The sequence below is a fragment of the Acinetobacter faecalis genome (assembly GCF_034187745.1).
GTDB lineage: Bacteria > Pseudomonadota > Gammaproteobacteria > Pseudomonadales > Moraxellaceae > Acinetobacter > Acinetobacter faecalis.
On sequence record NZ_JAXHPF010000010.1, the window covers coordinates 72140 to 95409 of the forward strand.

Genomic DNA, 23270 nt, shown 5'->3' on the forward strand with positions numbered 1-23270 from the left:
TAATATTGCAAGATAATTGACTAAACTTTTCATTCAAATGAAAATTATTTACTCTGAAATTCAGCATTTATTTATCACATTATTTTTATGTTCCACGTGAAGTCGATAGATTTATTTTATTGGCTTATCTTGGCTATTTTTTCCATTTTATTTATAAGCTCACTTGCTCATTTTAAATAGAAATTCATTTGCAGGTTTTATCATCAATATTTGTGCTACTTTTGTCTGTAAACACCTAGAAATGTCATCTATTCACGGTATATTCAAATTAAGAACAAGCGGGGAATGATTAAAATGATTCAACAAATTGCTGCTCCATTACGCGAAGACGTACGTTTACTTGGAAACTTATTGGGTGAAACACTCAAGGAGCAAGCAGGACAAGATTTGTTTAATCAAGTCGAGCAAATTCGTGCTTTATCTAAAGGTGCGAGAGATGGACAAGTTGAAGCGGAAAGAGAATTAGAAAAATTATTATCTAGCTTAGGTGATGAAGAAATTTTACCTCTCACCCGAGCATTCACCCACTTTTTAAACTTCTCCAACATTGCCGAACAATATCATGTGGTTCGTAGCCGTCGCCAAAGTGAGTTTGATGAATCTTTACCATCACCAAATCCGCTCGATCATTTATTTGAAAAATTTAAACAACATCAAATTTCCGCAGAAACTTTATATAAACAAGTTTGCGAACTTAAAATTGAATTGGTTTTAACAGCCCATCCTACAGAAGTAAGTCGTCGTACGCTTATTCAAAAGTACGATGATATTAACGATTGTCTACATAAATTTGATCAGCAAAAGCTGACGCCACGTGAACGCCAAACTGTTTTAGATGATTTAAAACAACTGATTTGTTCTGCATGGCAAACAGATGAAATTCGTCAAAACAAACCAACGCCAATTGATGAAGCAAAGTGGGGCTTCACAACCATCGAACAAACTTTATGGAATGCGGTTCCAAAATTTGTGCGTGAATTAAATGGCATGGTGCAAGATCAATGCGGTAAAAGTTTACCTTTAACTGTTGCGCCTGTTCGCTTCGCATCTTGGATGGGTGGTGACCGTGACGGAAATCCAAATGTAACGCATAACGTTACTCAAGAAGTTTTGTGGCTTTCTCGCTGGCAAGCATCTGAATTATATTTACGTGATATTGAAGACTTACGCTGGGAACTTTCAATTCAGCAATGTTCAGATGAGTTAAAACAAGCTTTAGGCAAAAATCATGCAGAACCATACCGTGAATATTTACGTGATACTCGTGAACGTTTAAAAGCAACACGCCATTGGCTATCTGAAAAACTTGCAGGTCGTGATGCAGATAACAGCCGTGTTATTCAAAGTAAAGATGAACTTCTGCAACCTCTTCTTTTATGCTATCGCTCTTTAATTGATTGTAATTTGCCTGAAATTGCCAATGGTAAATTGCTCGATTACATTCACCGTGTAAATTGTTTTGGTATTGAACTTTTAAAGCTCGATATTCGCCAAGAGTCTGGTCGTCATCGCCAAGCAATTTCAGCAATTACGGAATATTTAGGTTTAGGTAATTTTGAAACGTGGACAGAGCAAGCGCGTCAAAACTTTTTGTTGCAAGAATTACAAAGCAAACGCCCTCTTTTACCTAAATATTTGAATGAGCCTGCAGGTAGCCTTATTGAGCATCCCGATGTTCAGGAAGTATTTGCAACCATGCGTACTTTGGCAGAGCAGCCTCAAGAAAGTTTAGGTGCTTATATTATTTCTATGGCGGAATATCCAAGTGATGTTTTAGCTGTTCTACTTCTGCAAAAAGAAGCAGACATTAAGCATCCTTTACGTGTAGTTCCACTATTTGAAACTTTAAAAGATTTAGATGGTGCTGCATCAACCATGAATACCTTGTTTGGTATGCATTGGTATAAGCAACATATTCAAGGCAAACACGAAGTCATGATTGGCTATTCTGACTCTGCGAAAGATGCGGGTTTCATGTCTGCAAACTGGGCACAGTATCGTGCTCAGGAAGAGTTAACAGCAGTAGCACAAAAACATGACGTTCAATTAACGCTATTCCATGGTCGTGGTGGTTCAATCAGCCGTGGTGGTGCACCAACTCAACAAGCTTTGTTCTCTCAACCACCTGGTTCAATTTCAGGTGCAATTCGTGTGACTGAACAAGGTGAAATGATTCGCTTCAAATTTGGTTTAGAAGGTATTGCGCTCCAAAACTTAGAGGTCTATACGGCTGCAACTTTAGAAGCAACACTTCTACCACCGCCTGTGCCAAAAGATGAATGGCGTGCGCTTATGGATGAAATGACAGATTTATCTGTACAGGTATATCGTCAAACTGTTCGTGAAAACCCACATTTTGTGAAATATCTACGTACGGTAACGCCTGAGTTAGAACTTCAAATGCTGCCACTTGGTTCTCGCCCTGCAAAACGCAAAGTAAGTGGTGGCATAGAATCTTTACGTGCTATTCCATGGGTATTTGCTTGGACACAAATTCGCTTAATGCTTCCTGCTTGGTTAGGAACAGGTGCTGCAATTAATCAAGTCATTGCAAATGACCAAAAAGGATTGCTAGATGAAATGCTTCAAGAATGGCCTTACTTCCAAACACTTATTGATATGCTCGAAATGGTACTTTCAAAAGCAGATGGTCATGTAGCACTTTATTACGAAGCACACCTTACAGATGATGAAGATTTAAAAGTTTTAGGTGAACAACTACGCCAACGCTTAAAAGATGCTGTAAAAACATTATTGGCACTTAAAGGCGAATCTAAACTTTTAAGTAGTAATGAAGTTTTAGATCAGTCCATGAAAGTGCGTAAGCCATACTTATTACCATTACATCTATTACAAGCGGAACTCATGAAACGTCGTCGTTTATATATGAATGAAAAACAGGCTGAAAATACCCCTGTCGATCATGCATTAATGGTTACTATTGCAGGTATTGCTGCTGGCTTACGCAATACAGGATAATTTATAAACACATACAAAAAAGCACACTTTTAAGTGTGCTTTTTTAATAAACGTTCATTAAAAATAATTATTATATATATAAGTAAAATTACAAACTTTAAACACTACAAAAACATATAAATTTGAGCGGTTAAGTGCTGATTTTATGCCATTTTTTATAAAAAAATCTTTTATCACTCGTTAAAAAAACAAATAAAGTCATGCAATTAGTTTGAATTTTTTTTTTGTTAAAGACATTAAAACTTTTTTACAACAAGAGTATGATGTGTTCAATTTATCTTTTGAGTGCTCATTTTATGTCCAATTGGTTTCCAAAATGGCGCGCATACGAGGGCAGTATTGATGCCCGTCCTGTAGGTACAAACGAATATTTACCTCCTGCACAAAGTGTTGTATTAGGCATACAGCATGCTTTTGCTATGTTTGGTGCGACCGTTTTAGCTCCTTTTTTAATGGGCTTCGATGCAAACCTTGCCATTTTAATGTCAGGTATTTGTACCATCCTGTTTTTCTTTATGACAGGTGGTCGTGTTCCTAGTTATTTAGGTTCTAGTTTTGCATTTATTGGTGTTGTTATTGCCGCAACAGGCTATGCAGCCTCAGGCACAGGCGCGCCAAATGCAAATATCGCCCTTGCTGCTGGCGGTATTATGGCATGTGGTGTTTTATATGCCATTTTCGGTTTTATTGTTATGGCAACGGGTACCCGTTGGATCGAAAAGCTCATGCCACCTGTTGTAACAGGTGCTGTAGTAATGATTATTGGTCTAAATTTAGCACCAATCACCATTAAAGGTGTTGCAGGTAATAACTTTAATATGTGGATGGCTTTAGTGACTGTGCTTTGCATGGGTTCAATTGCAGTATTCACTAAAGGCTTGCTACAACGTCTATTATTATTAGTTGGCTTATTATTGGCTTACTTAATGTATTACATTATTTCAAATGTAATGGGTTATGGTACACCAATTAACTTTGCACCTATCCAACAAGCATCTTGGTTTGGTTTACCACAGTTTCATGCACCTGAATTTAGCACAAATGCAATGCTCATTATTGCCCCTATCGCGCTTATTTTAGTGGCAGAAAACTTAGGTCATATTAAAGCTGTTGGTGCAATGACAGGTGAAAACCTAGATCCACATATTGGTAAAGCATTTGTTGCTGATGGTATTGCAACTACGCTTTCTGGAGGTGTTGGCGCTCCAGGTATGACAACTTACGGCGAAAATATTGGTGTAATGGCGGTTACTCGCGTTTACTCTACTATTATCTTTGTTTTTGCAGGTGTCTTTGCAATTTTCCTAGGCTTCTCTCCTAAGTTTGGCGCAATCATTCATACCATTCCAACTGCAATTTTAACAGGTGCCTCAATTGTGGTATTTGGTTTAATTACTATTGCTGGTGCAAAAATTTGGATTGAAAACAAAGTCGATTTTTCTAAGAACAAAAACCTAATGGTTGCTGCAGTAACTATTATTTTAGGTACAGGCGACTTTGCCCTTCAATTTGGTAGCTTTAACCTTGGTGGTATTGGTACAGCTACATTTGCTGCACTTATTTTGAACTGGTTCTTCAGTTTAGGCGACAAATCATAATAAAAGTTATTAAATATTTATAGCAGTCTTCGGACTGCTTTTTTTATGCTTCATTTTTTCATAAGATAAAGCTACATATAAAATGATTATTTACTATGCGCTTAGATTTGTTCGATCTACAACTCGTGCTTCATATTGTTGATACAGGAAGCCTAACGAAAGGTGCAGAACGTTCTGCTATTTCACTTCAAGCCTGTAGTGAGCGCATTAAAAAGCTCGAAAAATTACTTTCTGTTAGTTTGTTTACGCGTCACTCTTCTGGCGTTCAACTCACTTTAGCAGGGCAAACTTTTGTAGAACATGCACAACAAATTTTGCAACAAACCAAGCAGATGCAACAAGCGATGGCACCTTTTTCTGAGGGTTTAAGTTCTAGTATTACGCTTTGGTGTAACTCTTCTGCGCAAAGTGAATATTTACCTTTATTATTACCGCAATATTTGGTTAAAAATCCGAATACTCAAATAGATTTAAAAGAAGCAGAATCGAATGATATTGTGCAAGCAATTGAATCGGGTATTGCTAAATTGGGTTTAATTTCAAGTTTTTTTAAGTCACATGAATTGCAAACTTTGGAATTTTCAGATGATCCTTTGGTGCTCATTTGCCCTATTCATCATGAACTTGCAACACAAAATCAACTACAGCTTTCCGACCTACTTTCACATGCTTTTGTGGGGCTCATGCAATACCACTCTTTACAACAGTCGATTGAAACTCAAGCGAAGTTATTAGGCTGTACAATCCAATACCGTTTACGTCTACCCAATTTTGCGGCAATTGCGCAAGTTGTTGCCAATGGTGTTGGAATTGCGATTATGCCTAAACGTGCCGCTTTACGTTTAAAGGAGTTATATGCTTTTCAACATGTGGAATTGACAGGTGAATGGGCGAATCGGAAGTTATTACTAACTGCTAAAAATTTTGATGATCTGCCTGTAACATATCAGCACTTTGCACAGTTTTTAATATCGCAGAATAGTCAGTTAAAATTTGAATGAGTTATTAAAATATTAGCTCAAGCACATATTCTTAGATTTTATATATTCAAAATTAATTTATCTGAAAATTGCGATTACCGTAAAATCATATAACTACCCAAAGCAATTAAGCCAAAGAAAAATACTTTACGAAACTTTTGCTCAGAAATTCGGTAACGAATTTTTGTACCTAACCACATACCTATCAAAGCAGGAATCAATGCAATCATAGACATTACATAATCAATTGGCATATTTTCAACAGGATTTTGATGTAAAAATACTGCTAAACATATAGTCGATGTTGTAAATGCCAAACCAAGCGATTGAACCAAATCATCACGTTGTAAATTCAAGGTCTGTAAATACGGTACAACAGGGATAACTACAACTCCCGTCGCAACAGTTAAAGCACCGCCTAAATACCCCATAATTGGCGACAACCAATTTTCATACTTTGATAAATTAGGCATACTTTTGGCAAACAAACCATACAAACCATAGAGAGCAAGCATTCCGCCCAACAAAGCTTCACTATTAAAATCGCTATGGCCTAAAGTTGGGAAAACACTCCAAATAGAACCAACAATAATACCAATCAATAACAACCAAAATCGAAGAATTAACTGTAATACACGACCTTCAGCAAAAAGTTGCCAAATATTCGTCACCATAGATGGAATAATCAATAACGTTGCCGCTTGAAATGGACTAATCACCATGGTCAATAACCCCATAGACACAGCAGGCAAACCTAAACCAATTGTGCCTTTAATCATGCCTGCAAGTGCAAATACGGTAATTACAAACCAAACCATGTGATAAATCCTTCAATACGTTTGGCTATGCTAAATAAAATTTCGTCTTTTAAAAATCAGGGTTTAATGTAGCAAGCCTCAATAAAATATTGAGGCTTGCTTTAAAATGCACCTATAAAAAAAGGCATGTTAAACATGCCTTTTTATGGTCGTATTTCTTTCAATTCACGACGAATAAAATGCTGAATCATTTCTCTATAAATATTTTCAATTAACTCTGGATCTAAACCTTGTTCAGATGCTTGCACGCAAACTTTTTCGATCACTTCTTCAATACGTGGTGACTTTATATCTTCCGATTTACGCTTAAAACGAATGACCTGATCTACATAAAATTGACGCGTTGCAATGAGTTCAATCAATGCATCATCTATTGCATCTACTCGATTACGTGCATCTTCTAGCGATTCCACTTTTTCTCTTTTCATTTTAATTCGCTATCCGTATTACTTTCACTTTTATATCTATGTTCTAACACGTTACTGAAAATACTTTCAATCATCCAAACACGATATAAGCTATTAAATACATAACTTTGCTCGTCAATTCTTAAATCAAGCACAGGAAAGTTTGGTTGAGATTTCATTTCACAATGAATATCATTTTCTTGAAGCTTTGACGTTACATCTAAATTTGTAAGTTCTTTAATATCTAAATCATGCATTAATTCATTTAAATGAGATGCATAAGACAAGTCTTTTCCTTCAGTCCAAACTGCTTTTAAAATATGATAAATAGCATCTATTTGTTGTTCTTCAGGCACACTATAAAACAACTTCGCCATATTGATTGTGCTTGTTTCAGTTGGGCGACAAAATGGTGTAAAAGCAACTTCTGTACGCTTCGATAAGCGTGTTGCCAGACTCCAATCAAATTGATCTCGCCCTTGATAACTTAAAGGATAGATCTTCAATTGAATATTATAATAATTCGCCAATTCTTCTTTTATATATGCCAATAGCAACCACGAAATTGGATCTTCTAAAGCAATGTATAAATCTAATTCAGGATCTAATCCCTGAATTTCATTCAGCTCTTCTGCATCACTAATTAAATGCTCACGCCATTCAATATGATTAATTAAGAAAATTGGATTACCTGTAAGTAAGTTTTGACGTTTTAAACGGCGCGTTAACCGTAATAAATCATCTACAGCATGATACTTTCGGTCAGCAAATTGGAAATAACTAGTAAGAACCTCATCATTATTAAAAATACGCTCTTCAAAATTTTGAGCTTTATGGTGTTGGCTTGCCATCGCATACAGTGTACGTAATTTTCCATACTGCTTTTGCCAGAGCATATGAAATACATCTTCCAATAAATATAGAAAATCCTGCCCTCTTAATGGCGTATTTTTTAAGATAACTTCAGCTTGTTTTAAAGCCTCTTCTGTTGGCTGTTCAGGTGCTTCATGAAAGCTAAAACGGTGCTGTTTAGACAAAATTTTGGCATCATTTAAACAATAATTTTGCCATTCCATTGCAGACATATTATTCGGTGGTTCTGCCGCTTTATCTGAAATTATGACTTTTAAAGGTTTTAATTCTTCTATTAATATTTCTTCTAATTGTGGTAATTGCTGAACCGCTAAATAGCTATAAACATCATCCAAACGCAAATGAATAGTCAATCCCTGATCTATAGATAACACCTCTTGGCGAATTGGTTTTTGATAAAACCAATTCGATCGAATTGGATCGAACCAACGGCGTAGCAATGACATGAGATAAACCTCGAAGAATGTTTGATATTCAACGTTTACATTGAATCAACATGCAACATAAAAAATTAAAAGTAAAAATAATTAAAATAGTATAAGCCTGATGAAAAAGTTATAGCAATTCGAAATGAAATGTTCAATCTTTAGATAAATTTCATTTTGAAAAATCCAGCAATATTTAACCAATTTCATGAATTTATTTCATAAAAAAGCACTCAAAAATGAGTGCTTTTTTTATGTGCTAATCTAATAATAAATACTTAGATTTCGCGTACTGCACCTTTCGCAGCACTTGTTGTGTGCATTGCATAGGCTTTTAAAGCTTTTGAGATTTTACGTGGACGTTCTTTTGCAGGCTTCCAACCTTTTGCTTCCTGAACTTCACGACGTTGTGCCAATACATCATCCGCAACTGCTAAATGAATTGTACGGTTTGGAATATCAATTTCGATACGGTCGCCATCTTCAACTAAAGCAATTGTACCGCCTTCAGCCGCTTCTGGTGAAACGTGACCAATTGAAAGACCTGAAGAACCACCCGAGAAACGACCATCTGTTACCAATGCACAATCTTTACCTAAACCTTTCGATTTTAAGTAACTTGTTGGGTACAACATTTCTTGCATACCCGGACCACCTTGTGGACCTTCGTAACGGATCAGAACCACATCACCCGCAACAATTTTGCCACCAAGAATTGCCTCTACTGCATCATCTTGGCTTTCAAATACGCGTGCTGTGCCGTTAAATTTAAGGATAGAATCATCTACACCCGCGGTTTTTACGATACAGCCATCAAGTGCGATGTTACCGTAAAGTACTGCTAAACCACCATCTTTAGAGAAGGCATGTTCTGCATTACGAATCACACCATTTTCACGGTCACCATCAAGGCGTGAATAATAACGATCTTGCGAAAATGCTGTTTGAGTTGGCACGCCGCCCGGTGCAGATTTAAAGAATTTATATACGTCTTCATCTTCAGTACGGATAATATCCCACTTGTCTAATGCATCTTTTAATGTCGCTTCGTGAACTGTTGGTACAGACGTATCTAGTAAGCCTGCACGGTCTAATTCACCTAAAATTGACATAATGCCGCCCGCGCGGTGAATATCTTCCATATGGACATTTTTTACCGCAGGTGCAACTTTACATAGCACTGGCACTTTACGAGATAAACGATCGATATCGTCCATTGTAAAATCAACTTCTGCTTCGTGTGCAGCCGCCAACAAGTGAAGTACAGTATTGGTTGAACCGCCCATAGCAATGTCCAAAGTCATTGCATTTTCATACGATGCTTTAGTGGCTACATTACGTGGCAATACGCTGTAATCATTTTGTTCATAATGACGTTTAGTAATTTCAACGATCAATTGACCAGCTTTTTCAAATAACTTTTTACGGTTTGCATGTGTTGCAAGCGTAGAACCATTACCTGGTAAAGATAAACCCAAAGCTTCAGTTAAGCAGTTCATTGAGTTGGCAGTGAACATACCTGAACATGAACCACATGTTGGGCATGCAGAACGTTCATACGCTTTTACTTCTTCATCTGTAAAGTTGTCATCTGCTGCCACAATCATGGCATCAACAAGGTCAATTGCTTGTTCATTACCACGAATTTGGACTTTACCAGCTTCCATTGGACCACCAGATACAAATACCACTGGAATGTTTAAGCGCATAGATGCCATTAACATTCCAGGTGTAATTTTGTCACAGTTTGAAATACACACCATTGCATCGGCGCAATGTGCATTCACCATGTATTCAACTGAGTCTGCAATTAAGTCACGTGATGGCAATGAATACAGCATACCGTCATGCCCCATTGCAATACCATCATCAACAGCAATCGTATTAAATTCTTTTGCTACACCACCAGATGCTTGAATTTGTTCAGCAACCAACTGACCTAAGTCTTTTAGATGTACATGACCTGGTACAAATTGAGTAAATGAATTGACGACAGCAATAATTGGCTTACCGAAGTCTTCATCTTTCATACCTGTTGCACGCCATAAGCCACGTGCGCCGGCCATATTTCTTCCGTGTGTTGATGTTTTTGAACGATAGTCTGGCATGGTGTTTTCCAACAATGTATATGCTTGAATAAGTACTTGCCCTATTCTGGCGAAATATTCCTATTAATATTCAATATATCAGCCAAAGACTGAGCTTTCATACTATAACTTGTGTTTACAGCATGATCACTGAAATTTTCATCATCTATATGAAATTTCTTAATCAATCTTCAATTCAATACATGATTCTTTTTCTACTATACCGCTATATGCTTAGAGAAAATATAAAACTTATATGAATAATTTTTCAATTTTGCATAAATAAAAGCTATAAAAAAAGAGCTCCTAAGAACTCCCTTTTTATAACCTTTATTTCACTTTTTATTTAAATATAAGCCTGTGCATTGCTTACCAATATTGTCCGTGCATAATTCAGCAGACTTGTCCGAAATCCATTTTAAGGAGAGGACAGATTGTTTACCTTGATAATTATTGGTATCAGATCCACAACCAATTAATCCATTATCACTTTTAATATCTAAGATAAGCGTATCTAAAGTTTTTGAATCATTATGACGAATAACAGCAAACTCGCCCGTTAATTTCTTTTTATTTGCTTGATATACAACATTACCTGGTTTTTTAAACTCATACTGTTCAGTACATGCAAATTTTGTATTAATAAGCTCCCACGTACCCCAAAAAGTTCTATCTAAATCAATTTTATTTTTTTCCGTAGCATTCGTTTGTGAAATGCTAAATATTACAACGAAAGAAATCATTATTTTTCTTAACATTTTATTCCCCTACTAACATTATGTACTTTTATAATTTGTATATTTAAATATTAGAAAAGAAGATGAAAAATATTCATTTCTAATACTATTAAACGATCAATGACAATATATTACCAAGAAACATTAACTCGACGATTAGAGGCTAAACATTCTTTCTTAGCACTTTTAGCCGTTATAGTCTCACAAGATGTATATTGTTCAGTTGAACCTTTAGCAATAAGCGAAATATGGTTTGGATTTACACCTTTGTCTGCTAAATATGTTGCAACAGTATGTGATCTTTTTTCTGATAAATGCTGATTATATTTAACATTTCCCACAGGGTCAGCATAACCGCTTACGACTATATTTTGACTGCCTGACTGATTAATTAATGTTGCAACCTGATCTAGCGCCGAACTTGAAATAATACTATTTACATTAGATCGATCAAATTGAAAAAATACACTCGCATTTTTTTTTGCCAAACTAGGCTTTTCAACAACTGATTCATTCATAACACGATAATTGATCAGCTCTTTACACTCTTCACCTTTCCAATAATATGCCTCTACCAGCGTATCTTTATCAAAATCTATACGAAGTTGGCAACGTTTATATTCAGTAGAATTTGGCACTCTAATATCTAAAACATAATTCCACTTTTTAATATTAAATAGCCCTTCATTAAAATGAGGATTCCCTAAAATATGACGAACTTGATCTTTATTTAAGCCTATCTCTAAACTTTTAACCTGATCAACTTCAAAGTGATGTACTTTTTTTAAATAACTTTTATCAATTTCTGGAAATACAATTTCTTGCTTCGCACTATCTACATCAAGCGGCTCGTTTGCAATTGCAGCTCCCTGTATTAAAAAACTCAAAATTAATGCGCTCGTTAAATTTTTCTTAATTTTATTCATAAGTCTATAGCCTTTATTAGCTTTGTAAAAAAAGGGAATTACTTCCCTTTTTTGTAAGATTTTCTACTTATTAATCAATCACACCACTGATACCAATACGAACGCTTGGATCACCTTGCGATGCAGCTGCAATACCACCTGTAATAGACCAACGACCATTATCAGCTGTTTTACGTAAGGTAACACCTACCGCATTTTCACCACCATGGTAAGCGGCACCAACAGCATATGTATATTTACCAGCTATATATGGTGCAGACTCAAGAGCCATTGCCGCAGCAATACCTGCATTTGCTTTTTTCTCTACAGAGTCAATTTTCTTATTTGTAGTATAGAAGGCTTGTTCTAAATTATTAGAAACTTGGTCAATTTTACTATTTAAAGTCTGATCTGCTTGATTTAATGCATCAACCGCACCAGCTACGTTATTGTAAGTATTACCTCCAACTTCATAAGTTGGTCCCGTATAAGCACCTGTTGTAGCATCATAAGTTGCTGTTCCACCTAAAGCACTAATAAGCTGTGATACATTGATCGCATCGTTAGCACCAGTACCAGCAGCAATATTAGTAATAGCTTTGTTACCAGCATTAATACCTGAAGCTTTATCAATTACAACATCACCAACGGTTACACTATCTGAGGTCACATTCTTAATTGCTGCATTATCTGCTACAACATCTTTAGCTGTAACTTTATCTGCTACAACATCTTTGGCTGTAAGAGTATCAACAGTAATATCTTTTGCTAAAGCAATTGATATAGTATTTCCAGTTACTGAAGTAGAAATATTTGCATCAGCACCCTTTACTTCAACAGTCGTACCAAGTTTGGCATTGGTTGTACCAGTATCACCTTTGAAGCTTAAACCCTTATTAGTTAATTCATTTGTAACATTAGTTACAGCTGTATTTAAGTCACCAGCATTTACTGCATTATTTGCATTTGCAGCAACAGTATAATCACCAGCACTAGCTAGATTTGTAATTTGTGTCCCATTTGCACCATCTAGTACAATTGAGTCTTTATTTACGTTTCCATTAGCATCTGTTGCATATTTCACTGAACTTTCAGTTAACTCAGTCAATTGACTACCAACACTATCAATAGCTGCTTTATTATCAGCAATGTCAGTTGTATTCTTAGCTATATCATCCTTATTCTGTGCAATGTCAGCTGTGTTTTGAGCAATATCAGTCGTATTTTTAGCTATATCATCCTTATTTTGTGCAATGTTAGCTGTGTTTTGAGCAATATCAGTCGTATTTTTGTCTGTTGCTGTTTTCACATCTGCAATATCGGTTGCATTTTTTGCAATATCCGTCGTGTTTTGAGCGATATCAGTCGTATTTTTGTCTGTTGCTGTTTTCACATCTGCAATATCGGTTGCATTTTTTGCAATATCCGTTGTGTTTTGAGCGATATCAGTCGTATTTTTGTCTGTTGCTGTTTTCACATCTGCAATATCGGTTGCATTTTTTGCAATATCCGTCGTGTTTTGAGCAATATCAGTCGTATTCTTATCAGCTACAGTCTTAACAGCATCTAATTGAGAGAAGTTTACTGCATCATTTGCTGTTGTACCATTTGCTACACCAGTAACTTTTTTATTACCTGCATCAATACCATCTGCCACTACTTTTGGTCCATTTGTAATAACAAGACCTGTATTATCAAGTTTCGAGTTACCAATTGTTAAAGAACCAGCAGATGTTAATGATAATGTATCCGCCAATGCAATTTTTAAACCGTCAGTTCCTGCTTCAGTTGTAATATTTGAATCAGCACCAACAATGTTTAAAGTTTCATCTAATTTTTTCGTTGTTTCGCCTGCTGTACCTGCAAACTTAATACCTTTATCTAATACACCTTTAATTGCATCATCAACAGTATTCGCACCTGTAATACCGCCAATATTCGTTGCTGTAATTAAACCTGAATTTGCATCTACTGTTGCGCTTGTACCAATAACACCCGCAACATTTGTTTGTGTAGCTTTCAACTGTTTAACAGTTACAGCATCTGTATCATCAGCACCATCTGCAAGGTTTTGAATACGACGTTTTAATGTTGCACTACCAACAGAAACTACTGGTGCTGTAGATGTTACACCTTCCGATGTGAATGCCGTATGTGAAGCTACTGCTTCTAAAGTTTTTGAAGAGCCGCCAAGCGCAACCGAGTTTTCCAAAGAGGCATTAGCACCACTCCCCAGAGCTACTGCACGTGTTGCTGAAGCTTTAGCACTATAACCAACTGCAACACCATTACCAGCAGTTACCGATGAAAGTCCACCTGCAGCAACCGAGAATGCGGAACCAGCATTAGAGCTTGCCCCTAAAGAAAGTGCATATACTCCTGCTGCATTAGCAGATGCACCTATAGCGACAGCTAACATACCAGATGTTACAGTACCTCTACCTAAAGAAATGGAATTTGCAGCAACTGCACTAGCTTGAGTACCAATAGCTATTGAATCATTTGCTGTACTATTAGCGAAATACCCCATTCCGATCGCTCTATCACCTGAAGCTGCAGTACCAACACCAACAGCAGTCGTACCCTCCTTACTTGCTACAGCCTGAGTGCCCAATGCAACACCATATTTACCTTCAGCTTTAGCAAGATAACCTAATGCATAAGCTCTTTCTCCTGAGGCATTAGCAAACATTCCCAGTGCTCCGGCGGACAATCCAGAAGCAGCTCCTCCTGCACCAATTACAAAAGCACCTTCACCTGAAGCCTCTGTACTTACACCTATTGCAATAGCACCATTTGCAGGTGATTTAGCATCTTTACCAATAGCTATTGACTCAATACCATCTGCTAATGCTCCAGTACCAAGTGGAACAGCATTAGCACCAGCAGCATATGCTTGACTAACAAATGCTAGCGAACCAACAGCAACGGTCATTTTTAATAATGATTTAGAAGATTTTTTATGACCTTTAGCAATTTCAGATACTGCAACCCAAGCATTTAATGTTGAATTCCATACTAATTTATAAACTTTATTCATTTATGTATTCTCTGTATTGTTTTAACCAAACAATGTGTTTAGTTTTGTAGTTTTATGCAATTATAGATTCATATTTAACAATTTCAATATTTAATTGATAACTACATCACATTTTACGACGAATGGTGGATGTGCTTACTATTATTTTTTTGATTTTTAATATGTTTTTTTTTTGTTAAATACTACTATTCATGCATTTTTCATTACTAATTCATTGTTTTTTTCTTAAGCGTTATAATTGCTATATAAATTGATGAAAGGTTTTTAAATTTTGAAAATTATTTTTGCAGGCACGCCTGAATTCGCAGCATCTGCTTTATCTGCTCTAATCAAAACCAAACACGAGATTGTTGCTGTGTATACTCAGCCAGATCGTAAAGCTGGTCGTGGGCAAAAATTGACAGCTTCAGCCGTTAAACAGCTTGCTTTAGAACACAATATTCCCGTTTATCAACCTTTACATTTTAAGTCTTCGACTGAAGAAGGTTTAGCAGCACAAGCAGAGCTCAAAGCATTAAATGCTGACGTAATGGTGGTTGCCGCTTATGGTCTAATTTTGCCGCAAGTAGTTTTAGACACTCCTAAATACGGTTGTTTGAATATTCATGGTTCATTGTTACCCCGTTGGCGTGGTGCAGCGCCTATTCAGCGTGCTATTGCAACGGGTGATGCCGAAACAGGCGTAACTATTATGAAAATGGCAGCAGGCTTAGATACTGGTGACATGATGTTTAAAACTGTTTGCCCTATAGAAGCAACCGATACATCTGCAAGTTTGCATGACAAATTGGCAATACAAGGTGCAGAAGCAATTGTTCAAGTACTAGAAACAGAGGAAAGCCTACAACAGTATTTAAATGATCGTGAAGTTCAAGATGAAGCTTTAACCGTTTATGCACATAAATTGTCTAAGGCAGAAGCACAAATTGATTGGTCTATTGATGCTAAGCAAATTGATTTGAATATTCGCGCTTTTAATCCATGGCCTGTCGCATTTATTGTTTTAGATGAAAAAAATAACTTACGAGTTTGGAATTCACAAATATCTCCGCTAACTACAAACAATGCTAAAATAGGGGAAATTCTTGCCATAGATAAACACGGTGTACATGTTGCATGTGCAAATAATACCGTGGTTATGCTCACATCTCTCCAATGGCCGGGGGGTAAACCTCTGAATGCCGTGCAAATTATGCAAACCCAAAAATTGAATATTGGACAAATTTTATAATGAAGCAATCTCCCCACGCCTCAGGTAAAAACCTCAACTTACGTGCTCAGGTTGTTAAAACGTTATTGGCTGTCCAAAATGGACAATCTTTACAATCTGTACTCGCTCAACATATGAATATTGTGTCAGATAAAGACCGCGCGCTTTATCATGAGCTAGTATTAGGTTGTTTACGTCAGTGGCATTCACTTAAACAGTTAACATTACCATTACTTGCTAAGCCTTTAGAAAATCAAGTTGTAGAAACTTGTCTTTATCTTGGCTTATATCAATTATTGTGTACTCGAGTTGCAGCACATGCGGCAATTTCTGAAACTGTTGAAGCCACTAAACAGCTTGGCATGGAAAGTTTAAGTGGCGTGGTGAATGCTATTTTACGTCGTGCTACACGTGAAACTGAAGAATTTTACGACGTACTTGAACAAGCACCTGGTTTACCAAGTTGGTTATCTAAGCGCTTGAAAAAAGACTGGCCAGAACAACTTGCTGAAATTAGTTATGAACTCAAGCAAGTTGCTCCACTTACTTTACGTGTAAATACACGCCAAGTGGGTCGCGATGAATATCTTGATATTTTAGAAGATGAAGGTATTGATGCACATCGTTGTGAAATTTCAGAAGTTGGTATTGTGATGGACGAAAGTTTACACATTCCAAGCTTGCCTGGTTTCGAAGCGGGCGGTTTTTCTGTTCAAGATGAACATGCTCAACTTTGCGCAACTTTATTACCTAATTTAGATGGTAAGTTCGTGATTGATGCTTGTGCAGCACCAGGTGGTAAAACTGCCCATATTTTAGAGACCTTCGATCCTAAAAAGCTAATTGCTCTCGATCAAGATGAAAAGCGATTAAAACGTGTTTCTGAAAATCTAGAGCGTCTTCTTTTAGATGGTAAGCACGTCGAAATTATTACAGCAGATGCTATAACTTGGACTGCACCTGAACAAGCGGACTGTATTGTTTTAGATGCGCCATGTTCTGCTGTTGGTGTAATGCGTCGTCATCCTGATATTCGTTTACTTCGTCAATCTACAGATATTGCTAAAACTGTAGAATTGCAAAAGCAAATTCTTGAAAATATGTGGCAACAACTAAAAGTTGGTGGAACATTGCTTTACATTACCTGCTCAATTTTAAAAGCAGAAAATGAACAGCAGATGATTGAATTTTTCAAAAATCATTCTGATGCTCAAGAAGTTAAAATTGATGCAGATTGGGGTATTGAACAAATTCATGGTCGCCAACTTTTACCACAAGTTGGTCGTGGCGATGGTTTCTACTACTGCCGTATTCAAAAAGTTTAATTTCAGATTTATTTAAATTAAGCCATAAAAAAAGGAACCTTTGCGGTTCCTTTTTTTATGTTTATTCGTCTTCGTCAGGATGTTTAATTAAGTGAACTGTTGCCAAAATTAAACCACCCCAAAGTAAAACCGTTGAAATAATCAACATAATTGTTGCCGATGTATTCATCTTAGTTCTCCTCAGAATCTTTATCTTTTAAGCAACTAAATGCAATTGCACCAATAATAAATACAGCAAGAACAGCGCCTGCAATTGGCCATAGCACTTCAGGTGCGTATCCACCGTAACCTTCAGTTACTACAGCTTTAAGTGTTAAACCTAAAGCAACTAATAATGACAGTGGTGTAACTACTGTTAATAAGAAATCCCAACCTTTACCCAATTTAATACTTGAGTATTGGTTAATATGATCTTTTAACTGAGCCAATAAAGGACGACGGAACCAAGTTACCAATACAATAGAAAGTAAGCCACCCAATACAATACCAATGTTATTGGCAAAGTAATCGATAATATCTACAAAGGTGATTGCACTTTTTGTCGAGAAAATTAAAGTAGAAACAATAGCAGAACCACCAGCAACAATGGTTACGGCTTTCTTACGTGACCAACCCAATTTATCTTGGAAAGATGCAATTGGCACTTCTAAAATACTTACCATAGAGGTGATACCTGCTACAGCAAGAGATGAGAAGAATAAGAAACCAAATAAATCACCACCCGCACCTAAACTTGAAATAATTTTAGGGAATGCAATGAAGGCTAAGCCAATACCACCAGATACCACTTCATTTACAGGTACGCCTGCGCTAAATGCCATAAAACCTAGTGCAGCAAAAATACCAATACCTGCCAAAATTTCAAATGATGAGTTTGCTAATGCGACCACAACACCTGAACCGGTTAAGTTGGTTTTTACTTTTAAGTAAGATGCATAGGTCAACATGATCCCGAAGCCAATAGATAACGAGAAGAAGATATGACCAAAAGCAGCTAACCATACTTTATAGTTCGCCATTGCTTCCCAGTTTGGTGTAAAGAATGCATTTAAGCCCTCTACAGCACCTGGTAAACGCACAGCTTGAATCACTAAAATAGTAAATAAAATAACAAGTAATGGAATAAAAATCTTATTTGAAAGTTCTACACCTTTTTTCACACCACCATACAGAATGAACATGGTAATTGCCCAAACAATCACTAATCCAAAGAATAGTGTTGGAACAAAACCAAATTCCAAACCTGTACCATTTTGTAAATAGGTATTAAAGAAGAAGCCTTGTGTATCTTCGCCCCATTTTTGACCAATGGAATAGAAGATATAACTACCAGCCCAAGATAGTACGCTTGCATAGTAAATACCAATGATGAGCGTGACCATCACTTGCCACCAACCTAAAGCTTCACTGTTCATAAGCTTTTTATAGGCTGTTGGTGGTGCTTTTCGGAACTTATGCCCTACAGCATAATCCAAGAATAATAATGGTAGCCCTGCTGCAAAAATAGCAACTAAGTATGGAATTAAAAATGCACCTCCACCATTTTCATAGGCAACATATGGAAAGCGCCAAATATTACCAAGGCCAACGGCAGAACCAATTGCGGCAATAATGAAGCCTGATCGTGCAGACCAATTTTCACGAGAATTTGTCATAAAACACCTAAATTTTGGGTACTCAATTGCTGCTTGTTATTAGGATGTATACGCAAGCAAGAAAGCGACCACTTAAAATATTTTTTGTCCGATTTAGTTTTATGCCTTTTGAGCATGCTGTTCTAAATATCAAACAGAACACCGTCAAAAATGCCTTGGTTAAAGTCCATTTTTAAATACGTGTCTTATATGAAAACAACAATAACGAGTTTTTACTTCTTTTTGTGTATTTTTTGCAAATTTTTTAGTTTTTATAATCTATATATTAATAAAGGATTAAAAATTAATCATATTTTGCAAAATAACTTAAAAATTATAATGTAAATTTATCATCAACCCTAGTTTTACCTAATTAATTTGAGTCGATAATGACCAATAATTTTATAATCATAAAGGATATTTGTTTCTTGAGTCCCTAAACCAATGTTATGTATGATCAGTGGCGTGTCACTAAAAAGTGCTTTTTTATTAGACACAATACCAATATGAACCAAGCCTTTCCCTAAATCCCAAGCCACAATATCTCCAGCCGTATACTTTTTATCTTTCACTTCAAAGCCTTTTCTTTTTAGATAAGTTTGAATATTGGGAACTCGTCTGTGATCAATATTTTTATCAGGTGATTTTAAACCCCATTTTTGTGGGTAAAGTTTAAAATTCTTTTTCATATCTTCGTGAATTTCTTTTTGTAAATCTATGCCTTGCTTGCGTAAAGCACGAATCACAACATCTGTGCATACACCTTTATATAAAGGAACATCTCCCATAGGGTATTTAAGTTGCGTGTATGCAGGATCATATAATAAAGTTTTTCCTATTTGGCTTTTTGCATCCTTCACCAATTGATCATTCGAAAAAGCCCAACTTGTTATCGAAAATAAAAGGCTTAGGATAAAAACTAATATTTTTTTCATTTCAACTATCATTATTTTTCTCAATATCTGCAACCATATTTTTATAGTTGCAGATTCAAATCATTAAATTTAAAGATTAAAGTTTAATCGCTAACACTCGCTCTTCTTGCATATCACGAATGGCCGACTGAATACCTTCACGACCTAATCCTGAATCTTTCACACCGCCATAAGGCATGTTATCTACACGGAAAGATGGTATATCATTAATAATAACACCACCAACATGTAAGTTATTCCATGCATACATCATCTTATTTAAGTTCTGAGTATAAACCCCTGCCTGTAAACCAAAACGACTTGAATTGATTTTATCTATACCTTGTTCAAACGATTTATATTTTTCAATCACCGCAACAGGGCCAAAAACTTCATCTTTATAAACTTCAAGTGATTCATCTACTTTTTCAAGTAAAGTTGGTTCAAACATCACACCATTAACATCGCTACCAGACAATAGTTTGGCACCTTTTTTTACCGCTTTATCGACCCATTTTTTCAAACGATTCGCTTCTGTGTCTTTAATCATCGGCCCTACCATCGTTGTATCTAAAGATGGATCTGCTGCTTTTAGCTTTTTCAGTTTTGAGACAAGCTTTTTCTTCACTTCTGCATAAATATCAGCATGAATTAAAATGCGTTGAACGCTAATACATACTTGCCCTGCATGGTTATATGCCCCTCCAACCAAACGATCTATGAAAGCATCGGTAATATCTGTGTCGGGTTCAACTAATACAGCTGCATTACCACCTAATTCTAAGGTTACTTTCTTACGACCTGCTCGTGCTTTCATATCCCAACCAACTACATCTGAGCCTGTAAAACTAAGCAGCTTAAAGCGATCATCTGTGACTAATACATCTGCATGTTCACGTGGGCATGGTAAAACTGAAAATGCACCTTTAGGTAGATCAGTTTCTGCTAAAACTTCGGCAATTTTAATTGCTGAAATAGGCGTTAAACTTGCAGGTTTAAGTACAAAAGGACAGCCTGCTGCAATTGCAGGTGCAATTTTATGTGCTGTTAAGTTAAGTGGAAAGTTAAACGGACTAATGAGAGATACTGCACCAATTGGAACCTGTTTGATAAAACCTTGATAGCCTGAAGATGCTGCTGTAACGGCAAAAGGAATCAGTTTTCCTTCATCTAATTGTGTCACTGCATCTGCCGCAATTTGGAATGTATTAATTAAACGCTCGACTTCTGCCACAGCTGCTTTACGTGGTTTTCCACCTTCTGCAATTAAAATTTCGGTCAGTTCATCACGCATTTCATTAAATCGTTTTACACAATGTAATAAGATTTTTTGCTTTTGGAATGGTTCAAGTTTTGCCATTTCTTTTTCTGCTTTAACCGCAGATTGAATCGCTTTTTCTAATGTTTTTTCATCTGCTAATGCCACACGTGCAAATGTAGTTTGCTTATATTTATCTTGTACGTCTAACCATCGTTCAGTTTTGTAAGCCTTACCTGCAACATAAAGTGGATAATATTTAATGTGTTGATTGCTTTCGGTCATTACAACATCCTCTTTTTTATAAAACATCTATATTTACTTGCCTTATATAATGCGCTTAGTTGGCTCAAGCTTCATTATTTTTAAGTAACAATTTGATGTTTCTAACATGTACGCTATTTCGTACATTTATTGAGGAAAATGTCGAATATCTATCACTTTTAAGTTTGTATATATTTAAATCATACAGAGACAGGTAGGTCTCAACATAAGAAAGAATAAAAAGAAGAAAATAATAGACAGCAGGATGCTAGGTACAACAGGAGTTTTACCTTTCATTGAATACAAAGAAACCCCGTCAGGATGATGGGGTTTCTTTTATGAAAAGAATGATAAAAAAGAAGTAGTCACACTACTTCTCTTAAAAAAACTTTATTTTTTAGATGATTCAATAATTAAGCGTGTTGCCAAATAGAGACGAGGGACAATCGTATCTAACAACACATATTCTGCATTAGTTGAATGTGCACCATCTCCAGATAAACCCATACCTTCAATTACAGCAGCTTTAGATCTTAAACCAGCAAAAGCAGCATCTGTACCACCACCTGTAGCTGTACTTAATACATTTAATGGTAGATTTAATTCATCTTTGTAAATAGATTTAGCTTTATCTGTTAATGATATTGCTTTGTCATTGGCAACCAATGGTGGGCGACGAACTTCAAATTTAACTGCGACTTGACTATCTGCTAATTTCTTATTTTTCACTCGGTCTTGAAGTGTCTTTTCTACTAAATCAAAATCTTCAACCTTTAATGCTCGGACATCGGCTTGAGCTGATGCAGCATCAGGTATTACATTACGTGTTTTCCCTGCCGTTGCTACAGTCCAATTTAATTTTAACCCAGTTTTAGGATTAGATAAGTCTTGCATTTGTGCAATTTGATGAGATAACTCAGTTAAAGCATTTACTCCATCTTCAGGACGAACACCTGCATGAGAAGACTTTCCTTTAATATCTAAATATGCCGCGCCAATACCACTGGTTGCTAATCGAAGGCTACCATCTTTACCACCACCTTCAAATGATAAAACTACATCTTGATTTTGAGCCGTTTCGGTAATTAATTTTCGAGAGCCCGGTGAACTAATTTCTTCATCAGCATTAATCAAAACTGTAATTGTTCCAAAATCTTTATAATTTAATTTTTTTATAGTTTCTAAGGTATGAATGATTGAAGCTATTCCTTGCTTATCATCTAAAATCCCTAAGCCGTACACCTTATTGCCTTCAATTTTAAACGGTTGATCTTTTAATTGTCCTTTCTGATATACCGTATCCATATGCGCAATAAGCATAATCTTGCTAGTTCCAGTTCCTTTTACAACGGCTTTAACAACAGGTCCCACTTTTTCGGGAGTATCATCCATTCGATAAATATCAGTTAATTGATGTACGCTAACTTCAGCACCAGCTTGCTTTAGTCGCTCAGCAATTAGTGTAGAAATTTTATTTAAGCCATCTAAGTCTTTACTACCAGACTCTATGTTCACAAGCTCTTTTAAAGTATTTAAATACGTTGATTGTTGTGCTTCTACCACTGACTTCACATCTTGATTACTAACAGCAAATAAAGATGTAGACATAAAACTGGCAACCGTAAATGCAAGAATATGCTTTGTTTTCTTCATCATGAATAATTTCCTTTTCTTCTTTTCGATTTAAAAATTGCTAAATACATTATTGTTCTAAGCAATTTAGATTCCAATCTCACATAAATTTGGATAAAACTCAATCAGATAACGTAAAATATGATAATTATTTAATCAAATTGTAATTTTTTCCAGCCATATA

Annotated in this window: 16 protein-coding genes and 2 pseudogenes; 5 read left to right on the top strand and 13 right to left on the bottom strand. The window is 36.1% G+C overall.

Translation table 11 applies throughout. The annotated features are described in order from the left end of the window. Positions 1-294 precede the first annotated feature (294 nt). The 3 genes from ppc to SKM54_RS11010 all read left to right on the top strand — a co-directional run bounded on the left by ppc (position 295) and on the right by SKM54_RS11010 (position 5578). The gene (gene ppc, locus SKM54_RS11000; protein WP_321095350.1) at positions 295-2979 is read left to right on the top strand and encodes a phosphoenolpyruvate carboxylase; all 2685 of its coding nucleotides are present in this window, start codon (positions 295-297) and stop codon (positions 2977-2979) included. 296 nt (positions 2980-3275) lie between these two features. After that, positions 3276-4577 (top strand): solute carrier family 23 protein, encoded by a 1302-nt coding sequence (locus SKM54_RS11005; RefSeq protein ID WP_154773133.1) that lies wholly within the window; start codon positions 3276-3278, stop codon positions 4575-4577. Between the two features lie 95 nt (positions 4578-4672). Beyond that, complete coding sequence (locus SKM54_RS11010) at positions 4673-5578, top strand: LysR family transcriptional regulator (protein WP_321095351.1); 906 nt, start codon at positions 4673-4675, stop codon at positions 5576-5578. 74 nt (positions 5579-5652) lie between these two features. Here SKM54_RS11010 and SKM54_RS11015 read toward each other — a convergent pair whose 3' ends face one another. The 8 genes and pseudogenes from SKM54_RS11015 to SKM54_RS12395 all read right to left on the bottom strand — a co-directional run. Next, on the bottom strand, positions 5653-6375 hold the full coding sequence (locus SKM54_RS11015; protein WP_321095352.1) for a sulfite exporter TauE/SafE family protein: 723 nt from the start codon (positions 6373-6375) through the stop codon (positions 5653-5655). Positions 6376-6518: 143 nt separating this feature from the next. Beyond that, positions 6519-6803 carry a chorismate mutase gene (locus SKM54_RS11020; RefSeq protein ID WP_321090122.1) on the bottom strand — a complete coding sequence of 95 codons (285 nt, stop codon included), beginning with the start codon at positions 6801-6803 and terminating at the stop codon, positions 6519-6521. After that, positions 6800-8101: a hypothetical protein gene (locus tag SKM54_RS11025; RefSeq protein WP_321095353.1), complete on the bottom strand. Its 1302-nt coding sequence runs from the start codon at positions 8099-8101 to the stop codon at positions 6800-6802. Before SKM54_RS11025 ends, SKM54_RS11020 begins: the two co-directional genes overlap by 4 nt. A 257-nt stretch (positions 8102-8358) precedes the next feature. Then, complete coding sequence (gene ilvD, locus SKM54_RS11030; protein ID WP_154773807.1) at positions 8359-10188, bottom strand: dihydroxy-acid dehydratase; 1830 nt, start codon at positions 10186-10188, stop codon at positions 8359-8361. Positions 10189-10502: 314 nt separating this feature from the next. Beyond that, complete coding sequence (locus SKM54_RS11035) at positions 10503-10910, bottom strand: hypothetical protein (protein ID WP_321095354.1); 408 nt, start codon at positions 10908-10910, stop codon at positions 10503-10505. Between the two features lie 125 nt (positions 10911-11035). After that, complete coding sequence (locus tag SKM54_RS11040) at positions 11036-11830, bottom strand: OmpA family protein (protein ID WP_321095355.1); 795 nt, start codon at positions 11828-11830, stop codon at positions 11036-11038. 70 nt (positions 11831-11900) lie between these two features. Continuing rightward, positions 11901-12416: pseudogene (locus tag SKM54_RS12390) on the bottom strand (YadA-like family protein); the annotation flags it as partial. 954 nt (positions 12417-13370) lie between these two features. Then, a pseudogene (locus SKM54_RS12395) lies at positions 13371-14849 on the bottom strand (ESPR-type extended signal peptide-containing protein); the annotation flags it as partial. Positions 14850-15120: 271 nt separating this feature from the next. Between SKM54_RS12395 and fmt the strand changes: the two are divergent. Beyond that, the gene (gene fmt, locus SKM54_RS11050) at positions 15121-16080 is read left to right on the top strand and encodes a methionyl-tRNA formyltransferase (RefSeq protein WP_321095357.1); all 960 of its coding nucleotides are present in this window, start codon (positions 15121-15123) and stop codon (positions 16078-16080) included. Continuing rightward, positions 16080-17384: a 16S rRNA (cytosine(967)-C(5))-methyltransferase RsmB gene (gene rsmB / locus SKM54_RS11055; RefSeq protein WP_321095358.1), complete on the top strand. Its 1305-nt coding sequence runs from the start codon at positions 16080-16082 to the stop codon at positions 17382-17384. Before fmt ends, rsmB begins: the two co-directional genes overlap by 1 nt. A gap of 61 nt (positions 17385-17445) precedes the next feature. Here rsmB and SKM54_RS11060 read toward each other — a convergent pair whose 3' ends face one another. From SKM54_RS11060 to SKM54_RS11080, 5 genes are all read right to left on the bottom strand, one after another. After that, positions 17446-17553 (bottom strand): methionine/alanine import family NSS transporter small subunit, encoded by a 108-nt coding sequence (locus tag SKM54_RS11060; RefSeq protein WP_154773724.1) that lies wholly within the window; start codon positions 17551-17553, stop codon positions 17446-17448. 1 nt (position 17554) lies between these two features. Beyond that, on the bottom strand, positions 17555-19039 hold the full coding sequence (locus tag SKM54_RS11065) for a sodium-dependent transporter (RefSeq protein WP_154773725.1): 1485 nt from the start codon (positions 19037-19039) through the stop codon (positions 17555-17557). Positions 19040-19383: 344 nt separating this feature from the next. Continuing rightward, complete coding sequence (locus tag SKM54_RS11070) at positions 19384-19953, bottom strand: DUF1287 domain-containing protein (RefSeq protein ID WP_407060936.1); 570 nt, start codon at positions 19951-19953, stop codon at positions 19384-19386. Positions 19954-20029: 76 nt separating this feature from the next. After that, on the bottom strand, positions 20030-21475 hold the full coding sequence (locus SKM54_RS11075; RefSeq protein ID WP_321095359.1) for an aldehyde dehydrogenase family protein: 1446 nt from the start codon (positions 21473-21475) through the stop codon (positions 20030-20032). 369 nt (positions 21476-21844) lie between these two features. Further along, positions 21845-23110, bottom strand: a complete 1266-nt coding sequence (locus SKM54_RS11080) for a glutamate carboxypeptidase (RefSeq protein WP_321095360.1) — start codon at positions 23108-23110, stop codon at positions 21845-21847. Positions 23111-23270 lie beyond the last annotated feature (160 nt).

Coding starts and splice junctions, on each gene's coding strand:
- ppc (WP_321095350.1), top strand. CDS start 295: ATGATTCAACAAATTGCTGCTCCATTACGCGAAGACGTACGTTTACTT.
- SKM54_RS11005 (WP_154773133.1), top strand. CDS start 3,276: ATGTCCAATTGGTTTCCAAAATGGCGCGCATACGAGGGCAGTATTGAT.
- SKM54_RS11010 (WP_321095351.1), top strand. CDS start 4,673: ATGCGCTTAGATTTGTTCGATCTACAACTCGTGCTTCATATTGTTGAT.
- SKM54_RS11015 (WP_321095352.1), bottom strand. CDS start 6,375: ATGGTTTGGTTTGTAATTACCGTATTTGCACTTGCAGGCATGATTAAA.
- SKM54_RS11020 (WP_321090122.1), bottom strand. CDS start 6,803: ATGAAAAGAGAAAAAGTGGAATCGCTAGAAGATGCACGTAATCGAGTA.
- SKM54_RS11025 (WP_321095353.1), bottom strand. CDS start 8,101: ATGTCATTGCTACGCCGTTGGTTCGATCCAATTCGATCGAATTGGTTT.
- ilvD (WP_154773807.1), bottom strand. CDS start 10,188: ATGCCAGACTATCGTTCAAAAACATCAACACACGGAAGAAATATGGCC.
- SKM54_RS11035 (WP_321095354.1), bottom strand. CDS start 10,910: ATGATTTCTTTCGTTGTAATATTTAGCATTTCACAAACGAATGCTACG.
- SKM54_RS11040 (WP_321095355.1), bottom strand. CDS start 11,830: ATGAATAAAATTAAGAAAAATTTAACGAGCGCATTAATTTTGAGTTTT.
- rsmB (WP_321095358.1), top strand. CDS start 16,080: ATGAAGCAATCTCCCCACGCCTCAGGTAAAAACCTCAACTTACGTGCT.
- SKM54_RS11060 (WP_154773724.1), bottom strand. CDS start 17,553: ATGAATACATCGGCAACAATTATGTTGATTATTTCAACGGTTTTACTT.
- SKM54_RS11065 (WP_154773725.1), bottom strand. CDS start 19,039: ATGACAAATTCTCGTGAAAATTGGTCTGCACGATCAGGCTTCATTATT.
- SKM54_RS11070 (WP_407060936.1), bottom strand. CDS start 19,953: ATGAAAAAAATATTAGTTTTTATCCTAAGCCTTTTATTTTCGATAACA.
- SKM54_RS11075 (WP_321095359.1), bottom strand. CDS start 21,475: ATGACCGAAAGCAATCAACACATTAAATATTATCCACTTTATGTTGCA.
- SKM54_RS11080 (WP_321095360.1), bottom strand. CDS start 23,110: ATGATGAAGAAAACAAAGCATATTCTTGCATTTACGGTTGCCAGTTTT.